Annotated in this window: 22 protein-coding genes; 12 read left to right on the forward strand and 10 right to left on the reverse strand. The window is 65.5% G+C overall.

What is annotated here, in order from left to right; genetic code table 11:
• Positions 1-9 precede the first annotated feature (9 nt).
• The 3 genes from ACSION_RS11465 to ACSION_RS11475 all read right to left on the reverse strand — a co-directional run bounded on the left by ACSION_RS11465 (position 10) and on the right by ACSION_RS11475 (position 4,488).
• A complete protein-coding gene (locus tag ACSION_RS11465) occupies positions 10-1,365 on the reverse strand; it encodes a replication-associated recombination protein A (RefSeq protein ID WP_435305972.1) in 1,356 nt (451 codons plus the stop codon).
• A gap of 34 nt (positions 1,366-1,399) precedes the next feature.
• On the reverse strand, positions 1,400-2,023 hold the full coding sequence (gene lolA / locus ACSION_RS11470) for an outer membrane lipoprotein chaperone LolA (RefSeq protein ID WP_435305973.1): 624 nt from the start codon (positions 2,021-2,023) through the stop codon (positions 1,400-1,402).
• A 101-nt stretch (positions 2,024-2,124) separates the two neighbouring features.
• Positions 2,125-4,488, reverse strand: coding sequence for a DNA translocase FtsK (locus ACSION_RS11475; protein ID WP_435305974.1), 2,364 nt, complete (start codon positions 4,486-4,488; stop codon positions 2,125-2,127).
• A gap of 288 nt (positions 4,489-4,776) precedes the next feature.
• Here ACSION_RS11475 and trxB point away from each other — a divergent pair, with 288 nt between their 5' ends.
• From trxB to ACSION_RS11505, 6 genes are all read left to right on the forward strand, one after another.
• Positions 4,777-5,730 (forward strand): thioredoxin-disulfide reductase, encoded by a 954-nt coding sequence (gene trxB, locus ACSION_RS11480; RefSeq protein WP_435305975.1) that lies wholly within the window; start codon positions 4,777-4,779, stop codon positions 5,728-5,730.
• Between the two features lie 22 nt (positions 5,731-5,752).
• Positions 5,753-6,637 carry a metallophosphoesterase gene (locus ACSION_RS11485; protein ID WP_435305976.1) on the forward strand — a complete coding sequence of 295 codons (885 nt, stop codon included), beginning with the start codon at positions 5,753-5,755 and terminating at the stop codon, positions 6,635-6,637.
• A 10-nt stretch (positions 6,638-6,647) separates the two neighbouring features.
• Complete coding sequence (locus tag ACSION_RS11490) at positions 6,648-7,775, forward strand: GNAT family N-acetyltransferase (protein ID WP_435305977.1); 1,128 nt, start codon at positions 6,648-6,650, stop codon at positions 7,773-7,775.
• 31 nt (positions 7,776-7,806) lie between these two features.
• Positions 7,807-8,553 (forward strand): leucyl/phenylalanyl-tRNA--protein transferase, encoded by a 747-nt coding sequence (gene aat, locus ACSION_RS11495; protein ID WP_435305978.1) that lies wholly within the window; start codon positions 7,807-7,809, stop codon positions 8,551-8,553.
• 86 nt (positions 8,554-8,639) lie between these two features.
• Complete coding sequence (infA, locus tag ACSION_RS11500; protein ID WP_055943174.1) at positions 8,640-8,858, forward strand: translation initiation factor IF-1; 219 nt, start codon at positions 8,640-8,642, stop codon at positions 8,856-8,858.
• Between the two features lie 196 nt (positions 8,859-9,054).
• The gene (locus ACSION_RS11505; protein ID WP_435305979.1) at positions 9,055-9,420 is read left to right on the forward strand and encodes a hypothetical protein; all 366 of its coding nucleotides are present in this window, start codon (positions 9,055-9,057) and stop codon (positions 9,418-9,420) included.
• 69 nt (positions 9,421-9,489) lie between these two features.
• Here the strand turns inward: ACSION_RS11505 and clpA are convergent, their stop codons facing one another.
• Positions 9,490-11,769 (reverse strand): ATP-dependent Clp protease ATP-binding subunit ClpA, encoded by a 2,280-nt coding sequence (clpA, locus tag ACSION_RS11510; protein WP_435305980.1) that lies wholly within the window; start codon positions 11,767-11,769, stop codon positions 9,490-9,492.
• Positions 11,770-11,921: 152 nt separating this feature from the next.
• Complete coding sequence (gene clpS / locus ACSION_RS11515) at positions 11,922-12,242, reverse strand: ATP-dependent Clp protease adapter ClpS (protein WP_056880281.1); 321 nt, start codon at positions 12,240-12,242, stop codon at positions 11,922-11,924.
• Between the two features lie 112 nt (positions 12,243-12,354).
• Between clpS and ACSION_RS11520 the strand changes: the two genes are divergently transcribed.
• From ACSION_RS11520 to hflD, 4 genes are read left to right on the forward strand one after another with little or no spacing between them, the layout of a single operon-like run.
• Complete coding sequence (locus ACSION_RS11520) at positions 12,355-12,831, forward strand: hypothetical protein (RefSeq protein WP_435305981.1); 477 nt, start codon at positions 12,355-12,357, stop codon at positions 12,829-12,831.
• The gene (locus ACSION_RS11525) at positions 12,832-13,308 is read left to right on the forward strand and encodes an NUDIX hydrolase (RefSeq protein ID WP_435305982.1); all 477 of its coding nucleotides are present in this window, start codon (positions 12,832-12,834) and stop codon (positions 13,306-13,308) included. It begins immediately after the preceding gene.
• Complete coding sequence (mnmA, locus tag ACSION_RS11530) at positions 13,305-14,423, forward strand: tRNA 2-thiouridine(34) synthase MnmA (RefSeq protein ID WP_435305983.1); 1,119 nt, start codon at positions 13,305-13,307, stop codon at positions 14,421-14,423. Before ACSION_RS11525 ends, mnmA begins: the two co-directional genes overlap by 4 nt.
• Positions 14,420-15,031 (forward strand): high frequency lysogenization protein HflD, encoded by a 612-nt coding sequence (hflD, locus tag ACSION_RS11535; protein ID WP_435305984.1) that lies wholly within the window; start codon positions 14,420-14,422, stop codon positions 15,029-15,031. Before mnmA ends, hflD begins: the two co-directional genes overlap by 4 nt.
• A 57-nt stretch (positions 15,032-15,088) precedes the next feature.
• On the opposite strand, the gene acnB is transcribed toward hflD, so the two are convergent.
• Genes acnB through ACSION_RS11550 form a run of 3 tightly spaced genes read right to left on the reverse strand, consistent with a single transcriptional unit; the run spans position 15,089 to position 18,345 of the window.
• Positions 15,089-17,680: a bifunctional aconitate hydratase 2/2-methylisocitrate dehydratase gene (gene acnB, locus ACSION_RS11540; protein ID WP_435305985.1), complete on the reverse strand. Its 2,592-nt coding sequence runs from the start codon at positions 17,678-17,680 to the stop codon at positions 15,089-15,091.
• Between the two features lie 60 nt (positions 17,681-17,740).
• The gene (locus ACSION_RS11545; protein WP_435305986.1) at positions 17,741-18,142 is read right to left on the reverse strand and encodes a type II toxin-antitoxin system VapC family toxin; all 402 of its coding nucleotides are present in this window, start codon (positions 18,140-18,142) and stop codon (positions 17,741-17,743) included.
• Positions 18,139-18,345 (reverse strand): AbrB/MazE/SpoVT family DNA-binding domain-containing protein, encoded by a 207-nt coding sequence (locus ACSION_RS11550; RefSeq protein ID WP_435305987.1) that lies wholly within the window; start codon positions 18,343-18,345, stop codon positions 18,139-18,141. Before ACSION_RS11550 ends, ACSION_RS11545 begins: the two co-directional genes overlap by 4 nt.
• A 224-nt stretch (positions 18,346-18,569) precedes the next feature.
• On the opposite strand from ACSION_RS11550, the gene acnA reads away from it, so the two are divergent.
• Complete coding sequence (gene acnA, locus ACSION_RS11555; protein WP_435305988.1) at positions 18,570-21,335, forward strand: aconitate hydratase AcnA; 2,766 nt, start codon at positions 18,570-18,572, stop codon at positions 21,333-21,335.
• A 66-nt stretch (positions 21,336-21,401) separates the two neighbouring features.
• On the opposite strand, the gene ACSION_RS11560 is transcribed toward acnA, so the two are convergent.
• Positions 21,402-23,858: a S9 family peptidase gene (locus ACSION_RS11560; RefSeq protein WP_435305989.1), complete on the reverse strand. Its 2,457-nt coding sequence runs from the start codon at positions 23,856-23,858 to the stop codon at positions 21,402-21,404.
• Positions 23,859-23,982: 124 nt separating this feature from the next.
• On the opposite strand from ACSION_RS11560, the gene ACSION_RS11565 reads away from it, so the two are divergent.
• Positions 23,983-24,480, forward strand: coding sequence for a hypothetical protein (locus ACSION_RS11565; RefSeq protein WP_435305990.1), 498 nt, complete (start codon positions 23,983-23,985; stop codon positions 24,478-24,480).
• 3 nt (positions 24,481-24,483) lie between these two features.
• Here ACSION_RS11565 and ACSION_RS11570 read toward each other — a convergent pair whose 3' ends face one another.
• Positions 24,484-24,945 carry a nuclear transport factor 2 family protein gene (locus tag ACSION_RS11570; RefSeq protein ID WP_435305991.1) on the reverse strand — a complete coding sequence of 154 codons (462 nt, stop codon included), beginning with the start codon at positions 24,943-24,945 and terminating at the stop codon, positions 24,484-24,486.
• Between the last annotated feature and the right edge of the window lies 1 nt (position 24,946).

The following is a 24,946-nucleotide window of genomic DNA, read 5'->3' on the forward strand; positions in this document are numbered from 1 at the left end:
CTTCTCGGCTCAGTCTTCGAGACGCGCCTGTCGCCGGGCTTCGCGCAGTCGGTCGAGTTTTTCCTTCAGCTTGATTTCCAGCCCGCGCTCGACCGGCCGGTAGTACACGCGCTCGCCCATCGCGTCCGGGAACGCGGTCTGGTCCAGCGCGATGCCGCCTTCGGCATCGTGGTCGTACTGGTAGCCGGTGCCGTAACCGAGCGACTTCATCAACTTGGTCGGCGCATTGCGCAGGTGCATTGGCACGTCCTGGGTGCCGTGTTCCCGCACATCGGACTTGGCGGCGTTGAAGGCCATGTAGCCCGCATTCGACTTGGCGGTGCTGGCCAGGTAGATCACCAGTTGGGCCAGGGCCAGATCGCCTTCGGGACTGCCCAGCCGCTCATAGGTGTCCCATGCGTCGATCGCCATCTGCAACGCGCGAGGATCGGCCAGGCCGATATCCTCGACCGCCATCCGCGTCATCCTGCGCGCCAGATAGGCCGGGTCGCAGCCGCCGTCGAGCATGCGCGCGAGCCAATAGACCGCGCCATCGGGGTTGGAACTGCGCACCGACTTGTGGAGCGCGGAGATCTGGTCGTAGAACTGTTCGCCGCCCTTGTCGAAGCGGCGCGTCCGGTCGGCGAGCACCTGCACCAGGGTCTGCGGCGTGATGCGTCCGCCTTCATCGGCGGCCAGCTCCGCGGCGATCTCCAGCAGGGTGAGCGCGCGCCGCACATCGCCGTCGGCGGCGGTCGCGATCTCGAGCAGCGCGGCATCGTCGACCTGCAGCCCCGACCCGCCGAGCCCGTGTTCGGCGTCTTCCAGCGCGGCTTGCAGCGCTTGCCGGATGTCGTCGGGCGAGACGGCCTCCATCACGTGCACGCGGCAGCGCGACAGGAGTGCCGAATTCAGTTCGAACGAGGGGTTCTCCGTGGTCGCGCCGACGAAGATGATCGTGCCACGCTCGATGTGCGGCAGGAACGCATCCTGCTGCGCCTTGTTGAAGCGGTGCACTTCGTCCACGAACAGCACCGTTCGTCGCCCGCTAGCAAAACGTTGTGCAGCTTCCGCCAGTACCTGCCTCACCTCGGGCAGGCCCGAGAGCACGGCGGAGATCGCCTTGAATTCGGCATCCGCATAGCGCGCCAGCAGCAGCGACAGCGTCGTCTTGCCGCAGCCCGGCGGCCCCCACAGGATCATCGAATGCACGTGGCCTGATTCGACCGCACGTCGTAACGCGCTCCCTGGCGCAAGCAGGCGTCGCTGGCCGACCATCTCGTCCAGCGTGCGTGGACGCATGCGCTCGGCCAGCGGCCGAAGCGCGCTGGTGTCGACGCTCAACAGGTCGGGCGAATCAGTGGAGGGACGGGACGCTCTGGGCACGCGCCCATTCTAGCGTCCCTGCCATGGATGCCGGTTACGGGCCGCCCACCACGTCCACGCCCTTTGCCGGCGCGTACTTGAACGTGCCCGCAGAAAAGGTCGGGTTGCGCTTCCAGCCGGTAAAACTGATCTCGGTGCGCTGGCCGACGGCATCCTTCACTTCCATCTTGACTAGCGTGCCGTTGGTAAACGCCAATCGTGCGGTCTGGAAGCTGGCATCGCCTTCCTGCTTCGGCGTGAGGGTCAGCCACTGCATGCCACCCTGCCCGGCTGCCTCGGCGACCTTGAACTGCTGGTCGAGTTTGCCGGGGTCGATCAAGGCCGCAAGCGGGCTGTTTTCTTCCTCGACGCCCTGCTCGCGCACGGTCGCTTGCTGCAGGTCGGGGTCGTAGACCCACACCTTCTTGCCGTCGGCGACGATCAATTGCTCGTACGGCTTGTTGTACTCCCAACGGAACAGGCGCGGCGCGGACAAAGCCACGCGGCCGCTGGAGCTTTCCTTGAGCTTGCCGCCGCCGTCATAGACCTTCTGGGTGAACTGGCCATCCAGTCCCTTCAGGCCGGTGGTGAAGGTCTTCAGTTCATCGCGCGCACCGGCAAGCGCCGTGGTCGCGAACAGAGCGGTGGCGAGGAGGGCGTAGCGTGCAGTACGGAGCATGGGCGTTCCGGGATGGGGGACGTTGTGAAGAGTGTGCCGTGGCGAAACTGAACAGGCTGCAGACCTGAGCGGGATGCCTACGAATTTGTTCAGGCGACGACTCAGCGCGGCGGTGGCGGCGCCAGCACCTGGCGGTCGCCGTTGTGCTCGGGCGGCGTCACGACACCCGCCGCTTCCATGGCCTCGATCAGGCGCGCGGCACGGTTGTAGCCGATCTTCAGGCGGCGCTGCACGCCGGAGATCGAGGCGCGCCTGCTTTCCGTGACGATCTTGACCGCTTCGTCGTACAGCGGGTCGGACTCGTCGCCACCCCCGCCGCCGGATTCCGGCAGGCCGGTGGGACCGACGACGATGCCATCGCCCATGGTCTGGATTTCTTCCAGCACGCCTTCGATGTAGTCGGCGCTGCCGCTGGCCTTGAGGTGCTCGACGACGCGATGCACTTCCTCGTCGCTGACGAAGGCGCCGTGGATACGCTCGGGCATCGCGGTGCCGGGCGGCAGGTACAGCATGTCGCCGTGGCCCAGCAGCGTCTCGGCACCTGACTGGTCCAGGATCGTGCGCGAGTCGATCTTCGAGCTGACCTGGAACGCGATGCGGGTAGGAATATTGGCCTTGATCAGGCCGGTGATGACGTCCACCGACGGGCGCTGGGTGGCCAGGATCAGATGGATGCCGGCGGCGCGCGCCTTCTGCGCCAGGCGCGCAATCAGTTCTTCGACCTTCTTGCCGACGATCATCATCATGTCGGCGAATTCGTCGATGAAGATGACGATGAAGGGCATCGGCTCGAGCGGACGCGGCGCCTCGGCCAAGTCGGGATTCGGCTTGAACAACGGGTCCATCAACGGCTGGCCCGCATCCATCGCGTCCTTGACCTTCTTGTTGAAGCCGGCCAGGTTGCGCACGCCCACCGCGCTCATCAGCTTGTAGCGGCGTTCCATCTCCGCAACGCACCAGCGCAGACCGTTGGCAGCCTCCTTCATGTCGGTGACCACCGGCGCCAACAGATGGGGAATGCCCTGATAGACGGACAGTTCCAGCATCTTCGGGTCGATCATCAGCATGCGCAGGTCTTTCGGCGATGCCTTGTACAGCAGGCTCAGCACCATCGCGTTGACCGCCACCGACTTGCCGGAACCGGTCGTGCCGGCGACCAGCAGGTGCGGCATGCGCGCCAGGTCGGCCACGGTCGGCCGGCCGGCGATGTCCTTGCCAAGCGCCAGCGTCAGCACGCTGCCGGACTTGTCGTACTCCTTCGAGCGCAACAGTTCGGACAGGAAGATCATCTCGCGGCTGGTGTTGGGGATCTCCAGGCCGATCACCGACTTGCCCGGGATCACGTCCACCACGCGCACCGACTTCACCGACAGGCCGCGGGCGATGTCCTTGTCCAGCGAACTGATCTGGCTGACCTTCACGCCGGGTGCGGGCTCCATCTCGAAGCGCGTGATCACCGGCCCCGGATAGGCGCCGACCACCTGCACATCGATGCGGAAGTCCTTGAGCTTGAATTCGATCTGGCGCGACAGGGTTTCCAGCGTCTCTTCGGAATACCCCTTGGTCTGCGGCTTTGGGTCATCGAGCAGCGACAGCGGCGGCAGACCGGACTCGTCCCCGCCGGTGCCGTGGAACAACGGGATCTGCTGTTCACGCTTTGCGCGTTCGCTCTTCTCGACCACCGCAGGCGCGGGCGGCTCGATCTTCACCGGCTCGCGTTTGGCGCGCGCCACCGCGTCCGTCTTGCGGACGACCTCGCGCTCCTCACGCATCGCGCGGGTCTGCTGCCATTCGTTGGCCTGCTGGCTGCCGCGGCGGAACAGGTCGGGCAGCATCAGCACGTACTTGCCGATGCGCTCCATCACCGCGAACCAGGACAGGCCGGTCGCCAGCGTCACCGAGGTCAGGAACAGCACCAGCAGGAACAGGTTGCCGCCCAGGCCGCCGAACAGCTTCAGCAGCGACTTGCCCACCAGCGTGCCGAGGATGCCGCCCGCGCCCGCTGAGAAATGTTCGGCTGGCACGCCCCGGAGGTGCAGCAGGCCGGTGGCGGAGATGAGGAAGGCCACCATGCCGATCAGCCGCAGCGCGGGCCCGAGATCGGCGTTCCCATCGCCGTCGGTGTCCATCCCGAACAGGGCGATCCAGGCGATTGCGCCCAGGATCAACGGCAGCAGGAAGGCCACATAGCCGAACAGCCACAGCAGCATGTCGGCCAGATAGGCGCCCGCCAGGCCGCCCATGTTATGCACGGGCGCCGTGAGGCTGCCGGACTGCGACCAGCTGGGGTCCTGCGGCGAAAAGGTGAAGAGGCTGGCCAGCAGATACAGCAGCAACGGCGCGATGGCGATCAGCGCGAGGTCGCGCCACAGGCGCTGCCGACGCGGGTTGGGCGGCGTCGCCTGCTTGCGCGTAGCGGCGGGCGCCGCCTTTGATTTGCCGTTGTCCGGGAGCTGCTTCGCCACCTTTGGACCAGACCTTAGGAAATTTCTGTTAGTGATTGATAGTAAACGAATCGTGTGCGGCGCAACAGCCGGTCTTCTCTGGCGCCACGGACCCCGGCCAGAGACCGGATAGCAAAAACGCCGCGCGGTCGCGCAGCGTCTTCGATCCCTTCCTTCGTGGTCCGGCCTGCATCACCGCTTTCCATCTGCGCGCCTTGATTCGCCGGATACGCAACGCCACTCTATGTGCCTGCGAACGATGCGCGAGCGCGTCGTTGCCTGCCCGTTTACCACCTTTCGCGAGTATACATGAGCACTTCCAAGCACTGCCGCCTGTTGATCCTGGGCTCCGGCCCTGCCGGTTGGACCGCTGCCGTCTACGCGGCCCGTGCCAACCTCAAGCCCGTGGTGATCACCGGGCTGCAGCAGGGAGGCCAGCTGATGACGACGACGGAAGTGGACAACTGGCCCGGCGATGCCCATGGCCTGATGGGGCCGGACCTGATGACGCGCATGCAGGCGCATGCCGAACGGTTCGAGACCGAAGTGATCTTCGACCACATCCATACCGCCGACCTGTCCAAGCGCCCGTTCAAGCTCATCGGCGACAGCGGCGAATACACCGCCGACGCCCTGATCATCGCGACCGGCGCGACCGCCAAGTACCTGGGTCTGGAATCGGAAGAGGCGTTCAAGGGCCGCGGCGTGTCCGCCTGCGCGACCTGCGACGGCTTCTTCTACCGCGACCAGGACGTGGCGGTGATCGGCGGCGGCAATACCGCCGTGGAAGAGGCGCTGTACCTGGCCAACATCGCGCGCAAGGTCTACCTGGTGCACCGCCGGGACACGCTGCGCGCCGAGAAGATCATGCAGGACAAGCTGTTCGCCAAGATCCAGGCGGGCAAGATCGAGCCGGTATGGCACCACACCGTCGACGAGGTGCTGGGCAACGAAGCCGGTGTGACGGGTCTGCGGGTGAAGTCGATGCTGGACGACAGCACGCGCGAAATCGACATCCACGGGTTCTTCGTCGCGATCGGCCACACGCCCAATACCAGCCTCTTCGAAGGCCAGCTCGACATGAGCAATGGCTACCTGAAGATCCGCTCCGGCATCGAAGGCAACGCGACTGCGACCACCATCCCCGGCGTATTCGCCGCCGGCGACGTGACCGACCAGCACTACCGTCAGGCCATCACTTCGGCTGGCTTCGGCTGCATGGCGGCGCTGGACGCGGAACGCTTCCTGGACAAGGACGCCTGACCCACCCGGGCGCGCGTGGCGCGTGGACAAGCTGCTGATCAAGCAGTGCCTGTTCTACGGCAGCTGGCTGGCCTGGCCGGCCATTGTCTGGCTGCTGTGGCGTCTGCGTCGGCGCACCTCCCGCGCGTGGACGGCGCTTTTGCTGGCGGGCGCCCTGGTGTTCGTCTGGGCCCGCTTCATCGAACCGCAGATGATCCGGGTGCAGCACACCACGATCGCCGGCACCGGCGCGGCGGCGCGGATCGCGCTGGTCAGCGACATCCACCTCGGCGTCTACAAGGGACCAGGGTTCCTCGAGCGGCTGGTGGACCGCATCAATGCCCAGCCCATCGATGCGGTGGTGATCGCCGGCGATTTCACCTATGAGCCCGACGATGCATCGCTGGAGCGCATGTTCGCGCCGTTGGCACGCCTGAGAGTGCCGGCCTATGCGGTCCTGGGTAACCACGACCAGCAAGCCCCCGGCCCGGATATCGATCAGGCGTTGCGTCACGCGCTCGCCGCTCATCGCGTGCAGGTCATCGAAGGCAGCTTCGCCGACGTGGGCGATCTCCGGCTTGCCGGGCTTGGCGACCGCTGGGCGCAGAAGGACGATGCAGGCTTCCTCGCGGCAAGCGCGCGGCGCCCCGTCGTCGTGCTGACCCACAACCCGGATAGCGCCATCCAGTTGGGACCCGCCGACGCTGCGCTGGTTCTTGCGGGGCATACCCACGGCGGTCAGATCCGCATTCCGTGGCTGTACCGCCATGTCATTCCCAGCCAGTACGGCTTCGATCGTGGATTGCAGACGCTGAAGACGCCCCACGGCGATGTTCGGGTATTCACGACGGTCGGAACCGGCGAGATCGGCTTGCCGATGCGCTTGTTCAACCCGCCGACCATCGACGTGCTGGACCTGCGACCGTAGCATCGTGTCGATGCCGGCCGTCCGTTTCCTTGCCTCGCTTGTCGATGTGCCCGCCCCTGCCTGGGACGCGCTGCACGACGGCCGCAATCCGTTCGTATCGCATGCCTTCCTGCACGGCCTGGAGGTCGAAGGCTGCCTGCGCGCGGATTGGGGATGGCGTCCCCACCACGCATCGCTGTGGGAGGGCGATCGCCTGATCGCGGCGTCGCCGGGATATCTCAAGGACAATTCACACGGCGAATTCGTCTTCGACCATGCCTGGGCGCACGCGTATGCACAGCATGGGATGGACTACTACCCGAAATGGCTGGGTGCCGTGCCCTATTCCCCGGTCACCGGGCCACGCCTGCTGGCGACGGATCCCCGCGATCGCGCAGCACTGCTGCAGGCAATCGAAGAGGAAGCGCGTCGCCTCGGGCTTTCGTCGGCGCACATCAACTTCCACCCTGCATCCGAGGATGCCGCCTACTCCGATGCTTGGTTGGCGCGTACCGACGTCCAGTATCACTGGCGCAACCCGGGCCACTGGCGGACCTTCGATGGATTCCTCGCCGATTTCGACCACAAGCACCGCAAGAACATCCGTCAGGAACGGGCGAAAGTCGCGAGTGCGGGCGTCAACTTCCGCGTGCTGCACGGCGACGAGGCCAGCGAGGCCGACCTGCAGGCCATGTTCGGCTTCTATCTGCGCACGTTCCGCGACTATGGCAACTCGCCTGCGCTCACGCTCGGGTTCCTGCGCCACCTCGCAGGCGCCATGCCGCGCAATCTGGTGATGTTCCTGGCCGACCAGGGGGGCGAGACCATCGCCGGTGCGCTGTGCCTACGGGGCGGCGATACGCTGTACGGCCGTTATTGGGGCGCCTTGACGACGTTGCCCGGACTGCATTTCGAGACCTGTTACTACCAGGGCATCGAGTACTGCCTCCAGCAAGGCCTTGCCCTGTTCGAACCCGGCGCGCAGGGCGAACACAAGATCGCGCGCGGCTTCCTGCCGGCCTTCGTGCATTCCCGGCACTGGATCGCCGAACCCGATTTCGCCGCCGCCCTCGCAGACTGGTGCGCGCAGGAAACGGCGGCCGTGCGCCGCTATGCGCGCACATTGCACGCACACACCCCTTTCAAGGATCAGGGCTGAATCCCGATTGGGTGATCCCTACAATCCCGGCATGAACCCCCGGCCCATCGTCCTTTCGCCCGACCCGTACGCACCCTTTCCCCCCGTCGAGCAGGCCATGCGTGATCCCGACGGACTGCTGGCGATCGGCGGCGACCTGTCGCTGCCGCGCCTGCTCAACGCGTACCGCCATGGGATATTCCCCTGGTTCTCCGCGGGCCAGCCGCCGCTGTGGTGGTCGCCGGACCCGCGCATGGTGTTCCGCACCGATGGCGTCCGGCTTTCTTCACGCTTCCGTCGCGCACTCAGGCAGAACACCTGGCTCGTCCGCGCCGATACCTGCTTCGAGCAGGTGATCACCGCGTGTGCCCAATCGCCCCGTCCCGGCCAACGAGGCACCTGGATCACCTCGGGCATGCGGCAGGCCTACATCGATCTTCATCGGCAAGGGCACGCGCATTCGGTCGAAGTCTTCGACAACGACGCTCTCGTTGGCGGTATCTACGGCGTGACGATCGGTCGGATGTTCTTCGGCGAAAGCATGTTCAGCGCCCGCAGCGGCGGATCGAAGGTAGCGCTCGCTTCGTTGGCGGCCTACTTGGCCGCGTCGGGCTGGCCGCTGATCGATGCGCAGGTGGAGAACCCCCATCTCGCCTCACTGGGCGCCTCGCTCATGCCGCGCGACGCGTTCACCGGGGCCATCGCCGAGCTCGTGGACCTGTCCTCTCCCGAGACCGCCTGGACCGAGGGATTCGGGGCCCGTGAAGCCTCCCGATTGGCGCAAGCATCGGGCCCATAACGGAATTTTTGCACCCAGCGCGTGTCAGGCGTACAATGCCCGGCTTCATGGCTCTCGCCATCCCTAGCGGCACAGCACAGGCATACATGTCGAAAGACGATTCCATTGAATTCGAAGGCACCGTCGCCGAGACGCTGCCCAACACCATGTTCCGGGTCAAGCTGGAGAATGGGCACGAGATCATCGCCCACATCTCCGGCCGCATGCGCAAGAACTACATCCGCATCCTGACCGGCGACAAGGTGAAGGTCGAAATGACCCCCTACGACCTGACCAAGGGTCGCATCACCTATCGCATGAAATAATTGCGTTAAGCAATTGATTAAAAAGGCGGCCTATGGCCGCCTTGCTCGTTTTAAGCGTCATGAAGGCGGTCGCCGTAAGACCCCGTGACTTCCTTCATTGGGTCACTCGTCATTGGTCCGTCAGGCAGATTCGTTCTCCTCGAGCCAGCACTAACGTGGGCACCGGCCAATCCGGGCCGCCATCTGACCCCACGCCATGAACGTCCGCCCCTTGTTTTCCCTCGCCCTGCTGGGCCTGGCTACCCTCGCCTTCACTGCCTCTGCCAGCGAATCCGCCACCGAGTGCGTGGACCTGGGGTCCAATCAGGAAATCGTGCGGGCCGGGAGCGGCCAGCAGATCTTCCTGCGCGACGGCCAGACCCACTACCGGATCGGCTTCGCGCGTGCGTGCGATTCCATCCAGATGACTCCCAGCCTGAAGATCAGCACCGATGGACAGGACAATCGTCTGTGCCCGTCCGGGACCAAGGTTCGTACGAAGCAGGCGAACTGTGCGGTGAATGCAGTCGAGATCATCAGCGCCGAAGAGTTCGCCAAGCGCAAGAAGCTCGGCTCCCGCTGAGGTTTGCCGTTCAGGCGCACAAAAAAAGGCGGCCCTTGGGCCGCCTTTTCTTCGCCGTGACAGCCGTGGTTAGACCGTCGCCGGCAGCAAACGCTCGGGCTCCGCCTGCGCGTCGACGATCAACTCGCCATCGCGCACATCGATGCTGACGCGCCCGCCGTTGACGAGTTTGCCGAACAGCAGCTCGTCCGCGAGCGGCCGCTTCACCTTGTCCTGGATCAGTCGCGACATGGGACGCGCGCCCATCAGCGGGTCGAACCCGTGCTGGGCCAGCCAGTCGCGTGCCGCCGGCGTCGCCGACAGGCTGACATGCTTCTCCTGCAGCAGCATTTCCAGCTCGATGATGAACTTGTCCACCACGCGCAGGATGTGATCGAAGCCCAGGCCCTGGAACTGGACGATGGCATCGAGGCGGTTGCGGAACTCCGGCGTGAAGCTCCGGCGGATCACTTCCATCGCATCTGTCGAGTGGTCCTGCTGCGTGAAGCCGATCGTCCGGCGCGAGGCCTGTGCGGCACCCGCGTTGGTCGTCATCACCAGGATGACGTTCTTGAAGTTCGCCTCGCGGCCGTTGGTATCCGTCAGCACACCGCGGTCCATGACCTGCAGCAGGATGTTGAAGATGTCGGGATGCGCCTTCTCGACCTCGTCCAGCAACAACACGCAATGCGGCGTCTTGACGATCTTTTCCGTCAGCAGGCCGCCCTGGTCGAAACCGACATAACCAGGAGGTGCGCCGATCAGTCGGCTGACCGAATGCGGCTCCATGTACTCGCTCATGTCGAAGCGGACCAGTTCGATGCCCAGCTGCAGCGCGAGTTGCTTGGTCACCTCGGTCTTGCCCACGCCGGTGGGGCCGGCGAACAGGAAGTTGCCGATCGGCTTGTCCGGGTTGCCCAAGCCGCTACGCGCGAGCTTGATCGCCGAGGCAAGCGTTTCGATGGCGGGATCCTGACCGAAGATGACCATCTTCAGGTTGCGCTCCAGGTGCTGCAGCACGTCCTTGTCGGACGAGGACACCTGTTTGGCGGGGATGCGCGCCATCTTGGCCACGATGGTTTCGATTTCCTCGACGTCGATCAGCTCCTTGCGCGTTTCCAGCGGCAGCAGCCGCTGGCGGGCGCCGGCTTCGTCGATGACGTCGATGGCCTTGTCGGGCAGCAGGCGATCGCCGATGTGCTTGACCGACAGGTCGACCGCAGCCTGCAACGCGTCGTCGGCGTAGGTCACGCCGTGGTGCGCCTCGTACTTGGGCTTCAGTCCCTGCAGGATCTGGTAAGTCTCGCCGACCGTGGGTTCCACGATGTCGATCTTCTGGAAGCGCCGTGCGAGCGCACGGTCCTTCTCGAAGATCCCGCGGTATTCCTGGAACGTGGTCGAGCCGATGCAACGCAGTTCGCCCGATGCCAGCGCCGGCTTGATCAAGTTGGACGCATCCATCGTGCCGCCGCTGGCGGAGCCGGCCCCGATGATGGTGTGGATCTCGTCGACGAACAGGATGGCGCCCGGGATCTTCTTGATCGACGCCAGTACGCCCTTCAGGCGCTTCTCGAAGTCGCCGCGGTACTTGGTGCCCGCCACCAACGCGCCGAGATCCAGCGAATAGATGACCGCATCCAGCAGCACGTCGGGCACTTCGCCCTCGACGATGCGCTTGGCCAGACCCTCCGCCAGCGCGGTCTTGCCGACGCCTGCTTCACCGACATAGAGCGGATTGTTCTTGCGGCGGCGGCACAGGACCTGGATGGTGCGCTCGATCTCGTCCCCGCGACCGACCAGCGGGTCGATCTTGCCCTGCCGTGCGAGGTCGTTGAGGTTGCTGGCGAACTCGGTAAGGGCGTCGCCCTTGCCTTCGCCGTCCGTTCCCTCTGCCTTGCCCTCGCCTTCCGGGTGACCTGCGGCGTCGTTTTCCTCGCCCTGCTTGGCGATGCCATGAGACAGATAGTTGACGATGTCCAGCCGGGTCACATCCTGCTGGTTGAGGAAGTACACCGCATGCGAATCCTTCTCGCCGAAGATCGCCACCAGCACGTTGGCGCCAGTGACCTCCTTCTTGCCCGAGGATTGCACGTGGTAGACGGCGCGCTGCAGCACGCGCTGGAAGCCCAACGTCGGCTGGGTGTCGCGGCCATCGTCTTCCGCCAGGCGGGAGACCGAGGCTTCGATCGCCTGTTCCAGGTCCGCACGCAGGCGGCCCGCGTCCGCGCCGGTCGCCTTCAGGACGGCCTGCGCCGAGGGATTTTCCAGGAGCGCGAGCAGCAGGTGCTCGACGGTCATGAATTCGTGCCGAGCTTCACGGGCGCGCTTGTAGCACTGGCCGATGGTTTGCTCGAGGTCTTTGCTGAACATGGTTGCCTCCGGGGCCGATGCCGACAATATGCGGCTTGGCGGGCGGTTTTCCATCACCCTACCGGATTTCAGTGTTCAGGGATCGTTACCTTGTACTGCGCGGCGGCGCCCCCACACCGTTCATGCCGGTCCGGCTGCCCTTGCCGGGTCCCTCAGGACTTCTCCATCGTGCACAGCAAGGGATGCTGGTTCATACGGGAAAACTCGTTGACCTGGGCCACCTTGGACTCGGCGACCTCGCGCGTGTAGACGCCGCAGACGCCCCGGCCTCGGGTATGCACGTGCAGCATCACCTGGGTGGCCTTTTCCAGGTCCATGACGAAGAACTGCTGCAGGACCGTCACCACGAAGTCCATGGGCGTGTAGTCGTCGTTGAGCAGCAACACCTGATACAGGGGCGGCGGCGCGACCTCGGGCCGGCTGGTCTCCACCAGCAAGCCGTGGTCGCGTTCGTTTTCGTTCTTGCGGGCCATGACGCGATTATAGGCGCTGGCGTCGCTCACCGCCGCCGTCGCGTCCGCGCGTGGACGCCATGCGTGACCACAGCCACAATGCGTACTCCCCTTCCCCGAATCCGCCAAGACCATGACGTTTGCCCGATCCGCTGCCGCCGTCCTCGCCTGCGCTGCCTCCCTCGCGGGGCCGGTGCATGCCACTGATGCCTCGGTGGAGGCGCGACTGAGCGCCCGCGGCCTGAAGTTCGAAGTCGATGCCGACGGCGACTACCGGGTGATGTATTCCTATCAGCAGGAGAACCGGACCCAGCTCGTCTTCGTCTCCGGCGCTACGCAACAGGTCAACGGACTGAGTATCCGTGAAGTCTTCTCGCCCGCCGGTCGCGTAGGGGCCGATGGCATCGACGGCAAGAAGGCGCTCGCCCTGCTGGCTGCCAGCCGCGCGCAGAAGCTTGGGGGCTGGGAGATCGAGGGCGACGTGCTGGTCTTCGTGATCAAGCTGCCCGACAGCGTGGACGCTGCCGCGCTGGAAGCCGCCATGGACATCGCGGCGGAAACGGCCGACAACAAGGAAATCGAACTCTCCGGCAACAAGGACGACCTCTAAGTGAGCTACCGCGAAGGCCGCTTCTGGCAACCCGACGTCACCGTGGCAACGGTGGTGGTCCGTGACGGAAAATTGCTGATGGTCGAGGAGCGCGCCCAGGGCCGTCTGGTGTTCAACCAGCCTGCCGGCCACCTTGAGCCGGACGAGAGCCTGCTGGAAGCCGCTCGCCGTGAAACCCTCGAGGAAACCGGCTGGGAAGTCGAGCTGACCGCGTTCATCGGGGCCTACCAGTGGAAGGCCACCAATCCCGATGGAAGCGGCGGCCGGCACTACCTGCGCTTCGCCTTCGCCGCCACGCCCGTGCGGCACCTGCCGGACCGTCCGCTGGACGACGGCATCGTACAGGCGCACTGGCTGACGCCGGAGGAGCTGCAACAGAGGGCCGAACGCCATCGCAGCCCGTTGGTCTGGCAGGTGGTCCAGGACTACCTGGGCGGCCGCCGGTCGCCGCTGTCCCTGCTCCAGCACGTGCCGTGAGCGCGCCACGCATCATCGTCGGGGTTTCGGGCGGCGTCGATTCATCGGTGGCCGCCCTGCAGCTTGTCCAGCAGGGAGAACCCGTCGCCGGGCTCTTCATGCAGAACTGGGCCGACGACGGCACCGGCGAGTGCCGTGCCGAGGACGACCGTCGCGATGCGGTGGCCGTCTGCGGCCGCCTGGGCATCCCCTTCCATTTCCGCGATTTCTCGTCGGAGTACTGGCAAGGGGTGTTCGAACACTTTCTGGCCGAATATGCCGCGGGCCGCACGCCGAATCCGGACGTGCTGTGCAACCGCGAAGTGAAGTTCAAGCATTTCCTCGACGCAGCCCGTGACCTGGGCGCCGAGAAAATCGCCACCGGCCACTACGCGCGCGTGGACGAGGTGGGCGGTCGCTGGCGCCTGCTGCGCGGGGTAGACCGCGGCAAGGACCAGAGCTATTTCCTGCACCAGCTCGGCCAGGCGCAACTGTCGGCCACGCTGTTCCCCATCGGTGGACTGCAGAAGTCCGATCTGCGCCGGATCGCCCGTGAGGCCGGCCTGCAGACCCACGACAAGAAGGACTCCACCGGCATCTGCTTCATCGGTGAACGAGACTTCCGAGAGTTCCTGGGCCGCTACCTCCCTGCGAAACGCGGCGAGATGCGCGACCCACAGGGCGAGGTGATCGGCGAGCACCCGGGCGTCTTCTACTTCACTCTGGGGCAGCGCGAAGGCCTGCAGATCGGCGGCGTGCGGGGTCGTCCACAGGCGCCGTGGTATGTCGTGGGCAAGGATGTCGCCCGCAACGTACTGTATGTCGATCAGGACACGCAGAGCCCGTACCTGATGTCCACGCGCCTGTGGACCGAATCGGCGCATTGGATCGCCGGCAGTCCGCCCGCTGGGCGCTTCGACTGCACGGCGCAGACCCGCTACCGGCAACCGGACGAGCCCTGCCGGGTGCATGTGCTCGACGATGGCACCGTGGCGGTGGAATTCGCCACGCCGCAGCGCGCCGTCACGCCGGGGCAGTCCTTGGTGCTGTATGACGGTGACGAGTGCCTGGGCGGCGCGGTCATCGCGCGCACCGATGCCCCTCTTGAAATGAAACTCGCGGAGCAAGCAGCTTGAGCAACCGATATTCCGACCGCGTGTTGGCCCTCGCCGGGCTGGCACAGGCCCTCCACCAGGTTCGGCGCATCGCCGAAACCGGCCAATCCGAGTCCTCGGCCGTGCAGGCATCGCTGGAAAGCGTGTTCCGCATCGACGCAGCATCGCCGATGGCGGTCTATGGCCGCCTCGGCGACATCACGCCCGGCCTGCGCGTGCTTCGCGGTTATCTGGCCAAGGAAGCGGGCGACGACGCGCTGCCCCGCCTGGCGATGTCCGTATTGCAGCTGGAGCGCCGCTTCGTCAGCGACGACGATACCGTGCATGCCGTCGTGCGCGGGTTGAACGAGATCGCTCCGCGCGCGGAACAACAGGGAAGCACGCATCCGGACACCCTGTCCGCGTTGGGCGGGCTGTATGCCGACACCATCAGCCATCTGCGACCGCGCGTGATGGTCCAGGGCAACCCGCACTACCTCGGCCAGCCGGGCGTGGTGGCGGAGATCCGCGCCATCCTGCTGGCCGCGGTGCGTTCGGCCGTGCTCTGGCGCCAACTCGGCGGCTCGATGTGGGATTTCCTGCTCGGCCGCCGGCAGATGCTCGACGCTGTCAACGCCTGGCTCGACTGATCGAAGAGGCGAAAAAAAGGCCCGGCAATGCCGGGCCTTTTCATTTCCTGCGGGCGATCAGGCCGCCACGGTCTTCGCGACGTCCTGATACTCCTCGATCTGATCGAAGTTCATGTAGCGATAGATCTCGGCGCCCTTCTCGTTGATCACGCCGATGTCGGCCATGTACTCGGCCTTGGTCGGGATCTTGCCCAGGCGCGAGCAGATCGCAGCCAGCTCGGCCGAACCCAGGAACACGTTGGAGTTGCGGCCCAGGCGATTCGGGAAGTTGCGGGTCGAGGTGGAGAACACCGTCGCGCCCTCGCGCACCTGCGCCTGGTTGCCCATGCACAGCGAGCAGCCGGGCATTTCCATGCGCGCTCCCGCGGTGCCGAACGTACCGTAGACGCCTTCCTTGGTCAGCTCCGAGGCGTCCATCTTGGTCGGCGGCGCGACCCACAGGCGGGTCGGGATGTCGCGCTTGCCTTCCAGCAGCTTGGCGGCGGCGCGGAAGTGACCGATGTTGGTCATGCACGAACCGATGAACACTTCGTCGATCACGGTACCCGCGACATCCGACAGCGTCTTCACATCGTCCGGGTCGTTCGGGCAAGCCAGCAGCGGCTCATGCACGTCGGCGAGATCGATGTCGATGATCGCCGCGTACTCGGCATCGGCATCCGGCTCCAGCAACTGCGGGTCGGCCAGCCACTCTTCCATCTTCGCGATGCGGCGGCTGAGCGAACGGGCGTCGGCGTAGCCTTCGGCGATCATCCACTTCAGCAGCGTGATGTTGCTGGTGAGGTACTCGATGATCGGCTCCTTGTTCAGGCGCACGGTGCAGCCGGCGGCGGAACGTTCGGCCGAGGCGTCGGACAGTTCGAACGCCTGCTCCACCTTCAAGTCCGGCAGGCCTTCGATCTCGAGGATGCGGCCGGAGAAGATGTTCTTCTTGCCCGCCTTGGCCACGGTCAGCAGCCCCGACTTGATGGCGTAGTACGGGATCGCGTTGACCAGGTCGCGCAGCGTCACGCCCGGCTGCAGCTCGCCCTTGAAACGGACCAGCACCGATTCCGGCATGTCCAGCGGCATCACGCCGGTGGCTGCGGCGAACGCGACCAGGCCGGAGCCGGCCGGGAACGAAATGCCCACCGGGAAGCGCGTGTGCGAGTCGCCGCCGGTACCGACGGTGTCGGGCATCAGCATGCGGTTGAGCCAGCTGTGGATCACGCCGTCGCCCGGGCGCAGCGAGATGCCGCCGCGGGTGGAAATGAACTCAGGCAGCGTGTGGTGCGTCTTCACGTCGACCGGCTTCGGATAGGGCGCGGTGTGGCAGAAGGACTGCATCACCAGATCGGCGGAGAAACCCAGGCAGGCCAGGTCCTTCAGCTCGTCGCGGGTCATCGGGCCGGTGGTGTCCTGCGAACCCACCGAGGTCATCTTCGGTTCGCAGTAGGCACCCGGGCGCACGCCCTGGCCTTCCGGCAGCCCGCAGGCGCGACCCACCATCTTTTGCGCGAGCGAGAAGCCCTTGCCGCTGTCGGCCGGCTGCTGCGGCTGGCGGAACAGGTCCGTCGCCGGCAGCTTCAGCGCTTCGCGCGCTTTCGCGGTCAGGCCGCGACCGATGATCAGCGGGATTCGGCCACCCGCACGCACTTCGTCGAACAGCACGTCGGACTTCACCTGGAACTCGGCGATCACGTCGCCGTTCTTCAGTGCCTTGCCGTCGTACGGGCGCAGCTCGACCACGTCGCCGTGGTTCATCTGCGACACGTCGAGTTCGATCGGCAGCGCGCCGGCGTCTTCCATCGTGTTGTAGAAGATGGGGGCGATCTTGCTGCCCAGGCAGACGCCACCGAAGCGCTTGTTCGGGATGAACGGGATGTCCTCGCCGGTGAACCACAGCACGCTGTTGGTCGCCGACTTGCGCGAGGAGCCGGTACCGACCACGTCGCCGACGTAGGCGACCAGATGGCCCTTGTCCTTCAGCGACAGGATCTCCTGGATCGGGCCGCGCTTGCCGTCCTCTTCCGGCACGAACGGCGCATCGGGGCGCTTGTTCTTCAGCATCGCCAATGCGTGCAGCGGGATGTCAGGACGCGTGGTGGCGTCGGGCGCCGGCGACAGGTCGTCGGTATTGGTCTCGCCCGGCACCTTGAAGACGGTGACGGTGAGGCTCTGCGGCACTTCCGGCTTGCTGGTGAACCATTCGGCGTCGGCCCAGCTCTTCAGCACGGCCTGCGCGTGGGCATTGCCCTGCTCCGCCTTCTCCTGCACGTCGTGGAAGCTGTCGAACATCAGCAGCGTGTGCTTCAGCCCTTCGGCGGCGGTCGCGCCCAGCTCGGCGTTGTCGAGCAGCTCGATCAGCGGGTGGATGTTGTAGCCGCCCAGCATCGTGCCCAGCAGCTCGGTGGCGCGCGCGGGCGTGATCAGCGGGGTCTTCTCGGTACCGAACGCGACGGCGGCCAGGTAGGACGCCTTCACCTTGGCGGCATCGTCGACGCCGGCGGGCACGCGGTGCGTGATCAGCTCGACCAGGAAGTCCTCTTCACCGGCCGGCGGGTTCTTCAGCAATTCGATGACCTCGGCCGTCTGCTGGGCCGACAGCGGCAGCGGCGGGATACCCAGCGCGGCGCGCTCGGCTACGTGGTGGCGATAGGCTTCCAACATGGGTGACTCCGGTCGTTCGATGGTGCGGTGGAAAGGGGTAACGGTGTAAGCGGGTACGGCTTATTCGTTCGCGGGCACGATCAGTTTCAGGCCCTTGAAATAGTCGCGGTGGAAAGCGGTGTCGAAGGTGATCAGGCCATCGCACTGCAGCAGCGCGTGCGCACCGACCAGGAAATCGGCGATGGGCCTCGCCTCGCCGGAGCGCTGGCGGTGGCGACGCTGCATCTCGCCGGCACGGAGCGCGGACTTGGCTTCCACGGCATGGAAGTGCACGCCCATCTCCTCGACCGCCGCCAGTGCGTCGGCGCCATTGCGCAACGAGGCGCACAACTGGGCCAGCGCAGCATCGCAGACCACCACGCGGCCGCTGCCCAGGCTCTGGCGCAGGCCCGCTTCGACGGCATCCGCGCGCGGGCCGTCGGTCAGCAACTCGATCAGGACGGGCGCATCGACGGCGATCATTCGGCGGGCGTATCCGCGGCGGGCGCCGCATCCAGGGCGAACTTGCCGCGCACGCGCGAGATCGCGTCGTCGACACTCTTCCGCAACACGATGCGGCTACCTTCCAGTTCGACCTTCAGCACGCTGCCTTTCGTGAGGCCCAGGGCATCCCGCACCGCCTTCGGCAGGGTGATCTGGCCGCGTTCTGCAACCGTGGCTTCCATCAGCGGGCCCTCTTGAGTATGGAAGAATTATACATACTTCCTTAGGCATACCCCAAACAGGAGCCTGCCCACCTGCCCCACCTCCGCCCCGTCCGCCTGAGGCTTTGGTCGGCTCACGGCTGTCTCAGTCTTGGCGGATAATCCGGGCAAGCATCGACAAGACGCCCAGGATCCGCGGCTTATGCTGCTCCTGCGCCCCTCCCCCAGCTACAGGAGCCTCCGCGATGAGTGATTCCTTCGCCACCCGCCGTTCCCTGGACGTTAACGGCACGTCCTACGCCTACTACAGCCTCCCTGCGCTGGCTGAACGGCTGGACCCCACTGGCGGCTTCGCCCGCCTGCCCTATTCCCTGAAGATCCTGCTCGAGAACCTGCTGCGCTGCGAGGACGGGGTCACCGTGCTGCCGGAGCATGTCCAGGCCGTCGCGGCCTGGGAGGCCGCCAAGGAGCCGGACACCGAAATCGCCTTCATGCCCGCGCGCGTGGTGCTGCAGGATTTCACCGGCGTGCCCTGCGTCGTCGACCTGGCCGCCATGCGCGATGCCGTAGTGAAACTCGGTGGCAGTCCGGACCAGATCAATCCGCTGATCCCCTCCGAGCTGGTCATCGACCATTCCGTGCAGGTGGACGTGTTCGGCAGCGCCGATGCGCTGGACCTCAACGGCAGGATCGAGTTCGACCGCAACAAGGAGCGCTACGGTTTCCTGCGCTGGGGCCAGAAGGCGTTCGACAACTTCAAAGTGGTGCCGCCGAACACCGGCATCGTCCACCAGGTGAACCTGGAAAACCTCGCCCGCGTGGTGATGACCGGCGAGAAGGACGGCCAGGCCATCGCCTATCCCGACACCGTCTTCGGCACCGACAGCCACACCACGATGATCAACGGCATCGGCGTGCTGGGCTGGGGCGTGGGCGGCATCGAGGCCGAGGCCGCGATGCTGGGCCAACCGTCATCGATGCTGATTCCGCAGGTCGTGGGCTTCAAGCTGACCGGCAAGCTGCCGGAAGGCGCGACCGCCACCGACCTGGTGCTGACCGTCACCCAGATGCTGCGCAAGCTGGGCGTGGTGGGCAAGTTCGTCGAGTTCTACGGCGACGGCCTGCAGCACCTGCCGCTCGCCGACCGCGCCACCATCGGCAACATGGCGCCCGAGTATGGCGCTACCTGCGGCATTTTCCCGATCGATCACGAATCGTTGAACTACCTGCGCCTGTCCGGTCGTAGCGAAGAACAGATCGCGCTGGTCGAGGCTTACGCCAAGGCACAGGGCCTGTGGCACACGCCGGACAGCCCGCATGCCGAATACAGCGCCACGCTGCACCTGGACATGGGCGATGTGAAGCCCTCGCTCGCCGGTCCCAAGCGACCGCAGGACCGCGTGCTGCTGCAGGATGTGAAGCAGAACTTCCGCGACAATCTCAAGCCGTTCGCCGACGCGCGCGACAAGCGCAGCCCGGAAGTGGCGGATTTCGTTTCCGAGGGAGGCGGCTCCGCGGTCGGCAACGATGCACTGAGCCGCGGCTACGCCGATATCGAAACCGAAGGGCAGAAGGTGCGCCTGAAGGACGGTGCGGTCGTCATCGCCGCGATCACCTCGTGCACCAACACCTCCAATCCCGCGGTGATGCTCGGTGCCGGCCTGCTGGCCCGTAACGCCGCCGCCAAGGGCCTCACCCGGAAGCCCTGGGTGAAGACCTCGCTCGGCCCGGGCTCGCGCGTGGTGACGGACTACCTCGAGAAGGCCGGGGTGCTGGACGATCTGGAGAAGCTCGGCTTCTACGTCGTCGGCTACGGCTGCACCACCTGCATCGGCAATTCCGGCCCGCTGCCGACCGAAGTCAGCGCAGGCATCGCCACCGGCGACCTGGTGGTGACCTCGGTGTTGTCGGGCAACCGCAACTTCGAGGGTCGCGTGCATCCCGAAGTGAAGATGAACTATCTGGCCAGCCCACCTCTCGTGGTGGCCTATGCCATCGCGGGCACGACGGATATCGACCTGAGCGCCGATCCGTTGGGCACCGGTAGCGACGGCCAACCGGTTTTCCTGAAAGACATCTGGCCCAGCAACAAGGAGATCGGCGACTTCATCGCCGCGACGATCGGGCCGGACATGTTCGCCAAGAACTACGCCGACGTATTCAAGGGCGATACGCGCTGGAACACCATCGCTTCACCCGACGGCGACCTGTACGCCTGGGATGGCGATTCCACCTACATCAAGAACCCGCCCTACTTCGACGGCATGTCGATGGCGATCGGCAGCATCGACGACGTCCATGGCGCGCGCGTGCTCGGCCTGTTCGGCGACTCGATCACCACCGACCATATTTCGCCCGCCGGCAACATCAAGAAGGACTCGCCTGCGGGCCGCTTCCTGATCTCGCGCGGCGTACAGCCGGTCGACTTCAACAGCTACGGCAGTCGCCGCGGCAACGATGACGTCATGGTGCGCGGCACCTTCGCCAACATCCGCATCAAGAACCTGATGTTCGGGGGCGAGGAAGGCGGCAACACGTTGTATTTCGGCAGCGCCCCGCCGGAGAAGATGTCCATCTACGACGCGTCGATGAAGTATCAGGCCGACGGTGTGCCGCTGGTCGTCATCGCGGGCAAGGAATACGGCACCGGCTCCTCGCGCGACTGGGCGGCCAAGGGCACCAACCTGCTGGGCGTGAAGGCGGTGATCGCAGAGAGCTTCGAACGCATCCATCGTTCCAACCTGGTCGGCATGGGCGTGCTGCCGCTGCAGTTCGTCGATGGACAGAATGCGCAGTCGCTGGGTCTGGACGGTTCGGAAACGTTCGATGTCACCGGCCTGCAGGACGGGGCGGCGAAAACCGCAACGGTCACCGCGCGCAAGGCGGACGGCCAGGCGGTCGAGTTCCAGGCCAAGGTCCTGCTGCTGACGCCGAAGGAAGTGGAGTACTTCCGTCATGGTGGCCTGCTGCACTACGTGCTGCGTCAGCTGGCGGCGCGCAAGGCCGGGTAAACCCTGCGTAGCGAAGAAAGAAAAAGGCCGCCCTGAGGCGGCCTTTTTCTTGCATGCAGCCGTGTTTCAGCGAGCCGCGGCCGGTGCTGCGCCCGCCGCCTGTCCCTTGTTCTTCACGTAACGCTCCAGCCACTGGTCCTGTTCCCACAGCAGGTGCAGGACCGATTCCTTCGCCGCGTAGCCATGGCTCTCCTTCGGCAGCAAGACCAGCCGCGTCGGCGCGCCGAACCCCTTCAAGGCATTGAAGTAACGCTCGCTTTGCATGGTGAACGTGCCGGAGTTGTTGTCGGCCTCGCCATGCACCAGCAGCAGCGGCGTCTTCATCTTCTCCACGTGCATGAAGGGCGACATGTCGTTGTAGACGCCGGGCGCTTCCCAGTAGTTGCGCTCCTCCTGCTGGAAGCCGAACGGCGTCAGCGTGCGGTTGTACGCGCCGCTGCGCGCGATGCCCGCGGCGAACAGATCCGAGTGCGTCAGCAGGTTGGCAGTCATGAACGCGCCGTACGAATGGCCACCCACGGCCACGCGCGCGCGATCGATGTAGCCGAGTCCGTCGACGGCGTCGATCGCTGCCTTTGCGTTGGCCACCAATTGCTTGATGAACGTGTCGTTCGGTTCGTCCTTGCCCTCGCCCACGATCGGGAACGCGGCATCGTCGAGCACGGCATAACCGCGCGCGACCCAGTACACGGGCGAGCCGTAGCTCGGGAAGATGAACTCGTTCGGATTGGTCGTGTTCTGGCCCGCGCTGTCGCGGTCCTTGTACTCGGTGGGATAGGCCCACATCACCAACGGCAGCTTCTCGCGCTTGGTGGTGCGGTCGTAGCCTGCCGGCAGGTAGAGAGTGCCGGTGAGCGGCAGCCCGTCGGCGCGCTTGTAGGTCAGGACTTCCTTGTATACGCCCTGGAGGGCCTTGAACGGATTCTCGAAACGCGTCACCGGGACCGGGGCGATCCGCTGCTTCAGGTGACGCACGTAGTAGTTCGGGAACTCGGTCGGCGATTCGATGCGTACCAGTACCGTGCCCTGCTCCGGGTCCAGCAACGCCTGGATGCTCTCCTTCTGGCCTTCCAGCCGCGACGTGTACAGGCGCTCCTTCTTGCCAGTGGCCAACTCCATCCTGTCGATGAAGGGGAACTGCCCTTCGGGCGTGAAGCCTTCGCCGATCAGATGGGCCTGCCCGTCATCCAGCGCGAGCACGGTCTCGCCGGACGCATTCTTCCGCGTCTCGAACTGGCCCGGATCGCTGTACTGATCCTGGTAGCTGCGGCTCACAAGTTCGCGCAGCGGCGCACCCGGCTTCGACGGATCCAGCACGTAGGTCCGTGTGTGGCGCGTGTTCCACCAGTAGTCGGTGACGATCGCATGCGTGTCGTCGCCCCACAGGATGCCCTGCATGCGGTCGACGGTCTTGAAGAGCGATTGCGGCGCGCCGGAGAACGGCGCCTGCCAGGCGAAGGCTTCGTCGCGGAACGGCACTTCATTCGCCGGGTCGCCCTTGTCGAGCGCTTCGGCCCAGACCAGCGTCGCGGGCTGGTCGGCGCGCCATTCGACATCGCGACGTCCCGCGCGCACCGCCATGAAACCCTTCGGCAGGTTTTCCGCCAAGGGGGCATCGACGACGGTCACCGCGGGCTTGCCCGTGGTTTCCACCACTTCCGCGCGGTACGGGAAGCGGCCATACGGCACCAGGTAGGAGAACGGCTTCTTCAGCGTGTGCAGCAAGACATAGCGGCCGTCCGGCGAGAACGATTCCCCGGTGTACATGTCCGCCGCGCGCCAGAGCGTGGCGCGCCCCTTCAACGGCACGCGGTGCAGTTCGGAGGTAGTGAGCACGGCGAAATTGCTTTCGTCCGAGGGGTTCTTCAGCAGGTCCTGGTAGGTGCGGTTCTGTGCCTTGCTGCCGTCACTCACCGATACGGTCGGTCCGGTCGGGACGGCGCGTGTGGTATCGAGCAGCGCCGGACGCTGCGCGGGCAACATGCGAACCAGCAACGCCTGGTTGTCGCGGAACCACGTCAGCGGATTTCCCGCGTTGCCGTTGACGCGGGCTTCGGTCAGCCGCATCGCCTTCCCTGTCGCCAGTTCCAGTACCCAGGCCTCCACGCCTGTCCGCGTGGTGTGGGTGAACGCTAGCCAGCGCTCGTCGGGGGACCAGGCGAAGTTCGCCAGGCGAGGGGTCGCAGGCAAACCTGCCACCTGTCGCGCAGTGCCTCCCTGCAGGCTCTGCACCTGCAGGTTGGTGAAATACGTGGTGGTACTGGCGATGTTGGTGCGCGGGTTCACGCGCAGGCCGCCGAGACGGAGCTCCTCATCGGACAGTTCTGCCAGCGATTTGAAGTTGTCGCGGTAGAACAGCACCAAATGCTGCTTGCGACTGTCCGTCACTACGGTGGGGGGGCGCTGCACATCGGCCAGTTGCAGGATCTCTGCAGGTGGTGTCTGGTACGGCAGGGCATCCTGAGCGAAGGCGTTTCCGGCGGCCAGCCACAGGCACGCCAGGAATTTCCAGCGAATCGACATAAGCGGTTTCCCCGATTGGATATCCGGATCATCCAGCCTGGCTCCGATGGTGGCAAGCCAGACCATCGGCGGGACATGCCCCACGTCATGTTGCCGGTCGTCCATCCCGTCTGCGTTTCCCAACATGCAGGCCTTCACCGAAGGCCGTGGGGAATCCGTCATGGCAAAGCCGATCCTTCAGATGCTGCCGCTCATCGCGCTTTCCGTCAGCCTGTCAGCGGGTGCGGCCACGCCCGATGCAGACCAGGCACGACGCATCGCCGAACAGTTCCTTGCCACCAAGCAGGCGACGGCCAGTCCGCAAGAAGCGTATGAGGCCGGGGACGTCGCTGTCGCCGATCTCGACGGCGACGGCCAAGCCGAGGTCGTGGTGCTGTGGACCATGCTGGGACCGACCTACTGGCACCACGGTGTCACCGCGCTCTCGCGAAAAGGACAGCACTACGCACCGGCCGGCGAAGCCGCAGAGCCGCTGGGCAGCGTGGAGGGCATGGTGGTCCGCAACGGCGTCATCGAACTGAAAACGAAGTGGCCTGGTCCCAACGACGCCCGCTGCTGCCCGACCGTACCCAAGACGCTGAGGTACCGCTGGAGCGCGGGCAAGGTCACGCTCGCGAAATAGCGTTCAGCGCGGTGCGTCCCATTGGGCATGGTAGATGCGCCATTCGCCCTCCTCCCGGCGCCAGGCGGTCGTGACGTCGTAGGTGCGCGCCTGCTCCGGCAGGAGCCGACCACTACTGCCCGTCAGCAGTACATGGAATGAGGCTGTCGCGTTATCGCCGTCTACGCGCACCTCCAGCGGCCCCACCGTGGCACCGACCCTGGCATTGGCGAACGTACGGGCCCGGATCAGGTTGTGCAGCGCAGCACGGTCCATGCCGCCCGATCCGACGAATTCCTCACTGACCCCGTCCATGAAGTCGTTCACCCGTTTTTCCTCGACCGCCTGCTGCATCGCATCGAAGCGCTGCCTCAGCTGCGCTTCTGGTGTCTCCGAGCTGCAGCCCGCCACGCCGGCGAGCAGCACCAGCACCACAGCAACATAGTTCATAGCCGTCTTCGCCATCGAAACCTTCGCCTTTTCCATC

Origin of the sequence: Pseudoxanthomonas sp. LjRoot125 (genome assembly GCF_964252705.1) — a bacterium.
In the GTDB taxonomy this organism is placed as follows: Bacteria; Pseudomonadota; Gammaproteobacteria; order Xanthomonadales; family Xanthomonadaceae; genus Pseudoxanthomonas_A.

Bases quoted from the DNA above. Each gene is read 5' to 3' on its own strand.
- ACSION_RS11490 (WP_435305977.1), top strand. From the start codon at position 6,648: ATGCCGGCCGTCCGTTTCCTTGCCTCGCTTGTCGATGTGCCCGCCCCT.
- ACSION_RS11565 (WP_435305990.1), top strand. From the start codon at position 23,983: ATGCAGGCCTTCACCGAAGGCCGTGGGGAATCCGTCATGGCAAAGCCG.
- infA (WP_055943174.1), top strand. From the start codon at position 8,640: ATGTCGAAAGACGATTCCATTGAATTCGAAGGCACCGTCGCCGAGACG.
- clpS (WP_056880281.1), bottom strand. From the start codon at position 12,242: ATGGCCCGCAAGAACGAAAACGAACGCGACCACGGCTTGCTGGTGGAG.
- aat (WP_435305978.1), top strand. From the start codon at position 7,807: ATGAACCCCCGGCCCATCGTCCTTTCGCCCGACCCGTACGCACCCTTT.
- acnB (WP_435305985.1), bottom strand. From the start codon at position 17,680: ATGTTGGAAGCCTATCGCCACCACGTAGCCGAGCGCGCCGCGCTGGGT.
- trxB (WP_435305975.1), top strand. From the start codon at position 4,777: ATGAGCACTTCCAAGCACTGCCGCCTGTTGATCCTGGGCTCCGGCCCT.
- ACSION_RS11505 (WP_435305979.1), top strand. From the start codon at position 9,055: ATGAACGTCCGCCCCTTGTTTTCCCTCGCCCTGCTGGGCCTGGCTACC.
- acnA (WP_435305988.1), top strand. From the start codon at position 18,570: ATGAGTGATTCCTTCGCCACCCGCCGTTCCCTGGACGTTAACGGCACG.
- lolA (WP_435305973.1), bottom strand. From the start codon at position 2,023: ATGCTCCGTACTGCACGCTACGCCCTCCTCGCCACCGCTCTGTTCGCG.
- ACSION_RS11545 (WP_435305986.1), bottom strand. From the start codon at position 18,142: ATGATCGCCGTCGATGCGCCCGTCCTGATCGAGTTGCTGACCGACGGC.
- clpA (WP_435305980.1), bottom strand. From the start codon at position 11,769: ATGTTCAGCAAAGACCTCGAGCAAACCATCGGCCAGTGCTACAAGCGC.
- ACSION_RS11570 (WP_435305991.1), bottom strand. From the start codon at position 24,945: ATGGAAAAGGCGAAGGTTTCGATGGCGAAGACGGCTATGAACTATGTT.
- ACSION_RS11560 (WP_435305989.1), bottom strand. From the start codon at position 23,858: ATGTCGATTCGCTGGAAATTCCTGGCGTGCCTGTGGCTGGCCGCCGGA.
- ACSION_RS11520 (WP_435305981.1), top strand. From the start codon at position 12,355: ATGACGTTTGCCCGATCCGCTGCCGCCGTCCTCGCCTGCGCTGCCTCC.
- ACSION_RS11550 (WP_435305987.1), bottom strand. From the start codon at position 18,345: ATGGAAGCCACGGTTGCAGAACGCGGCCAGATCACCCTGCCGAAGGCG.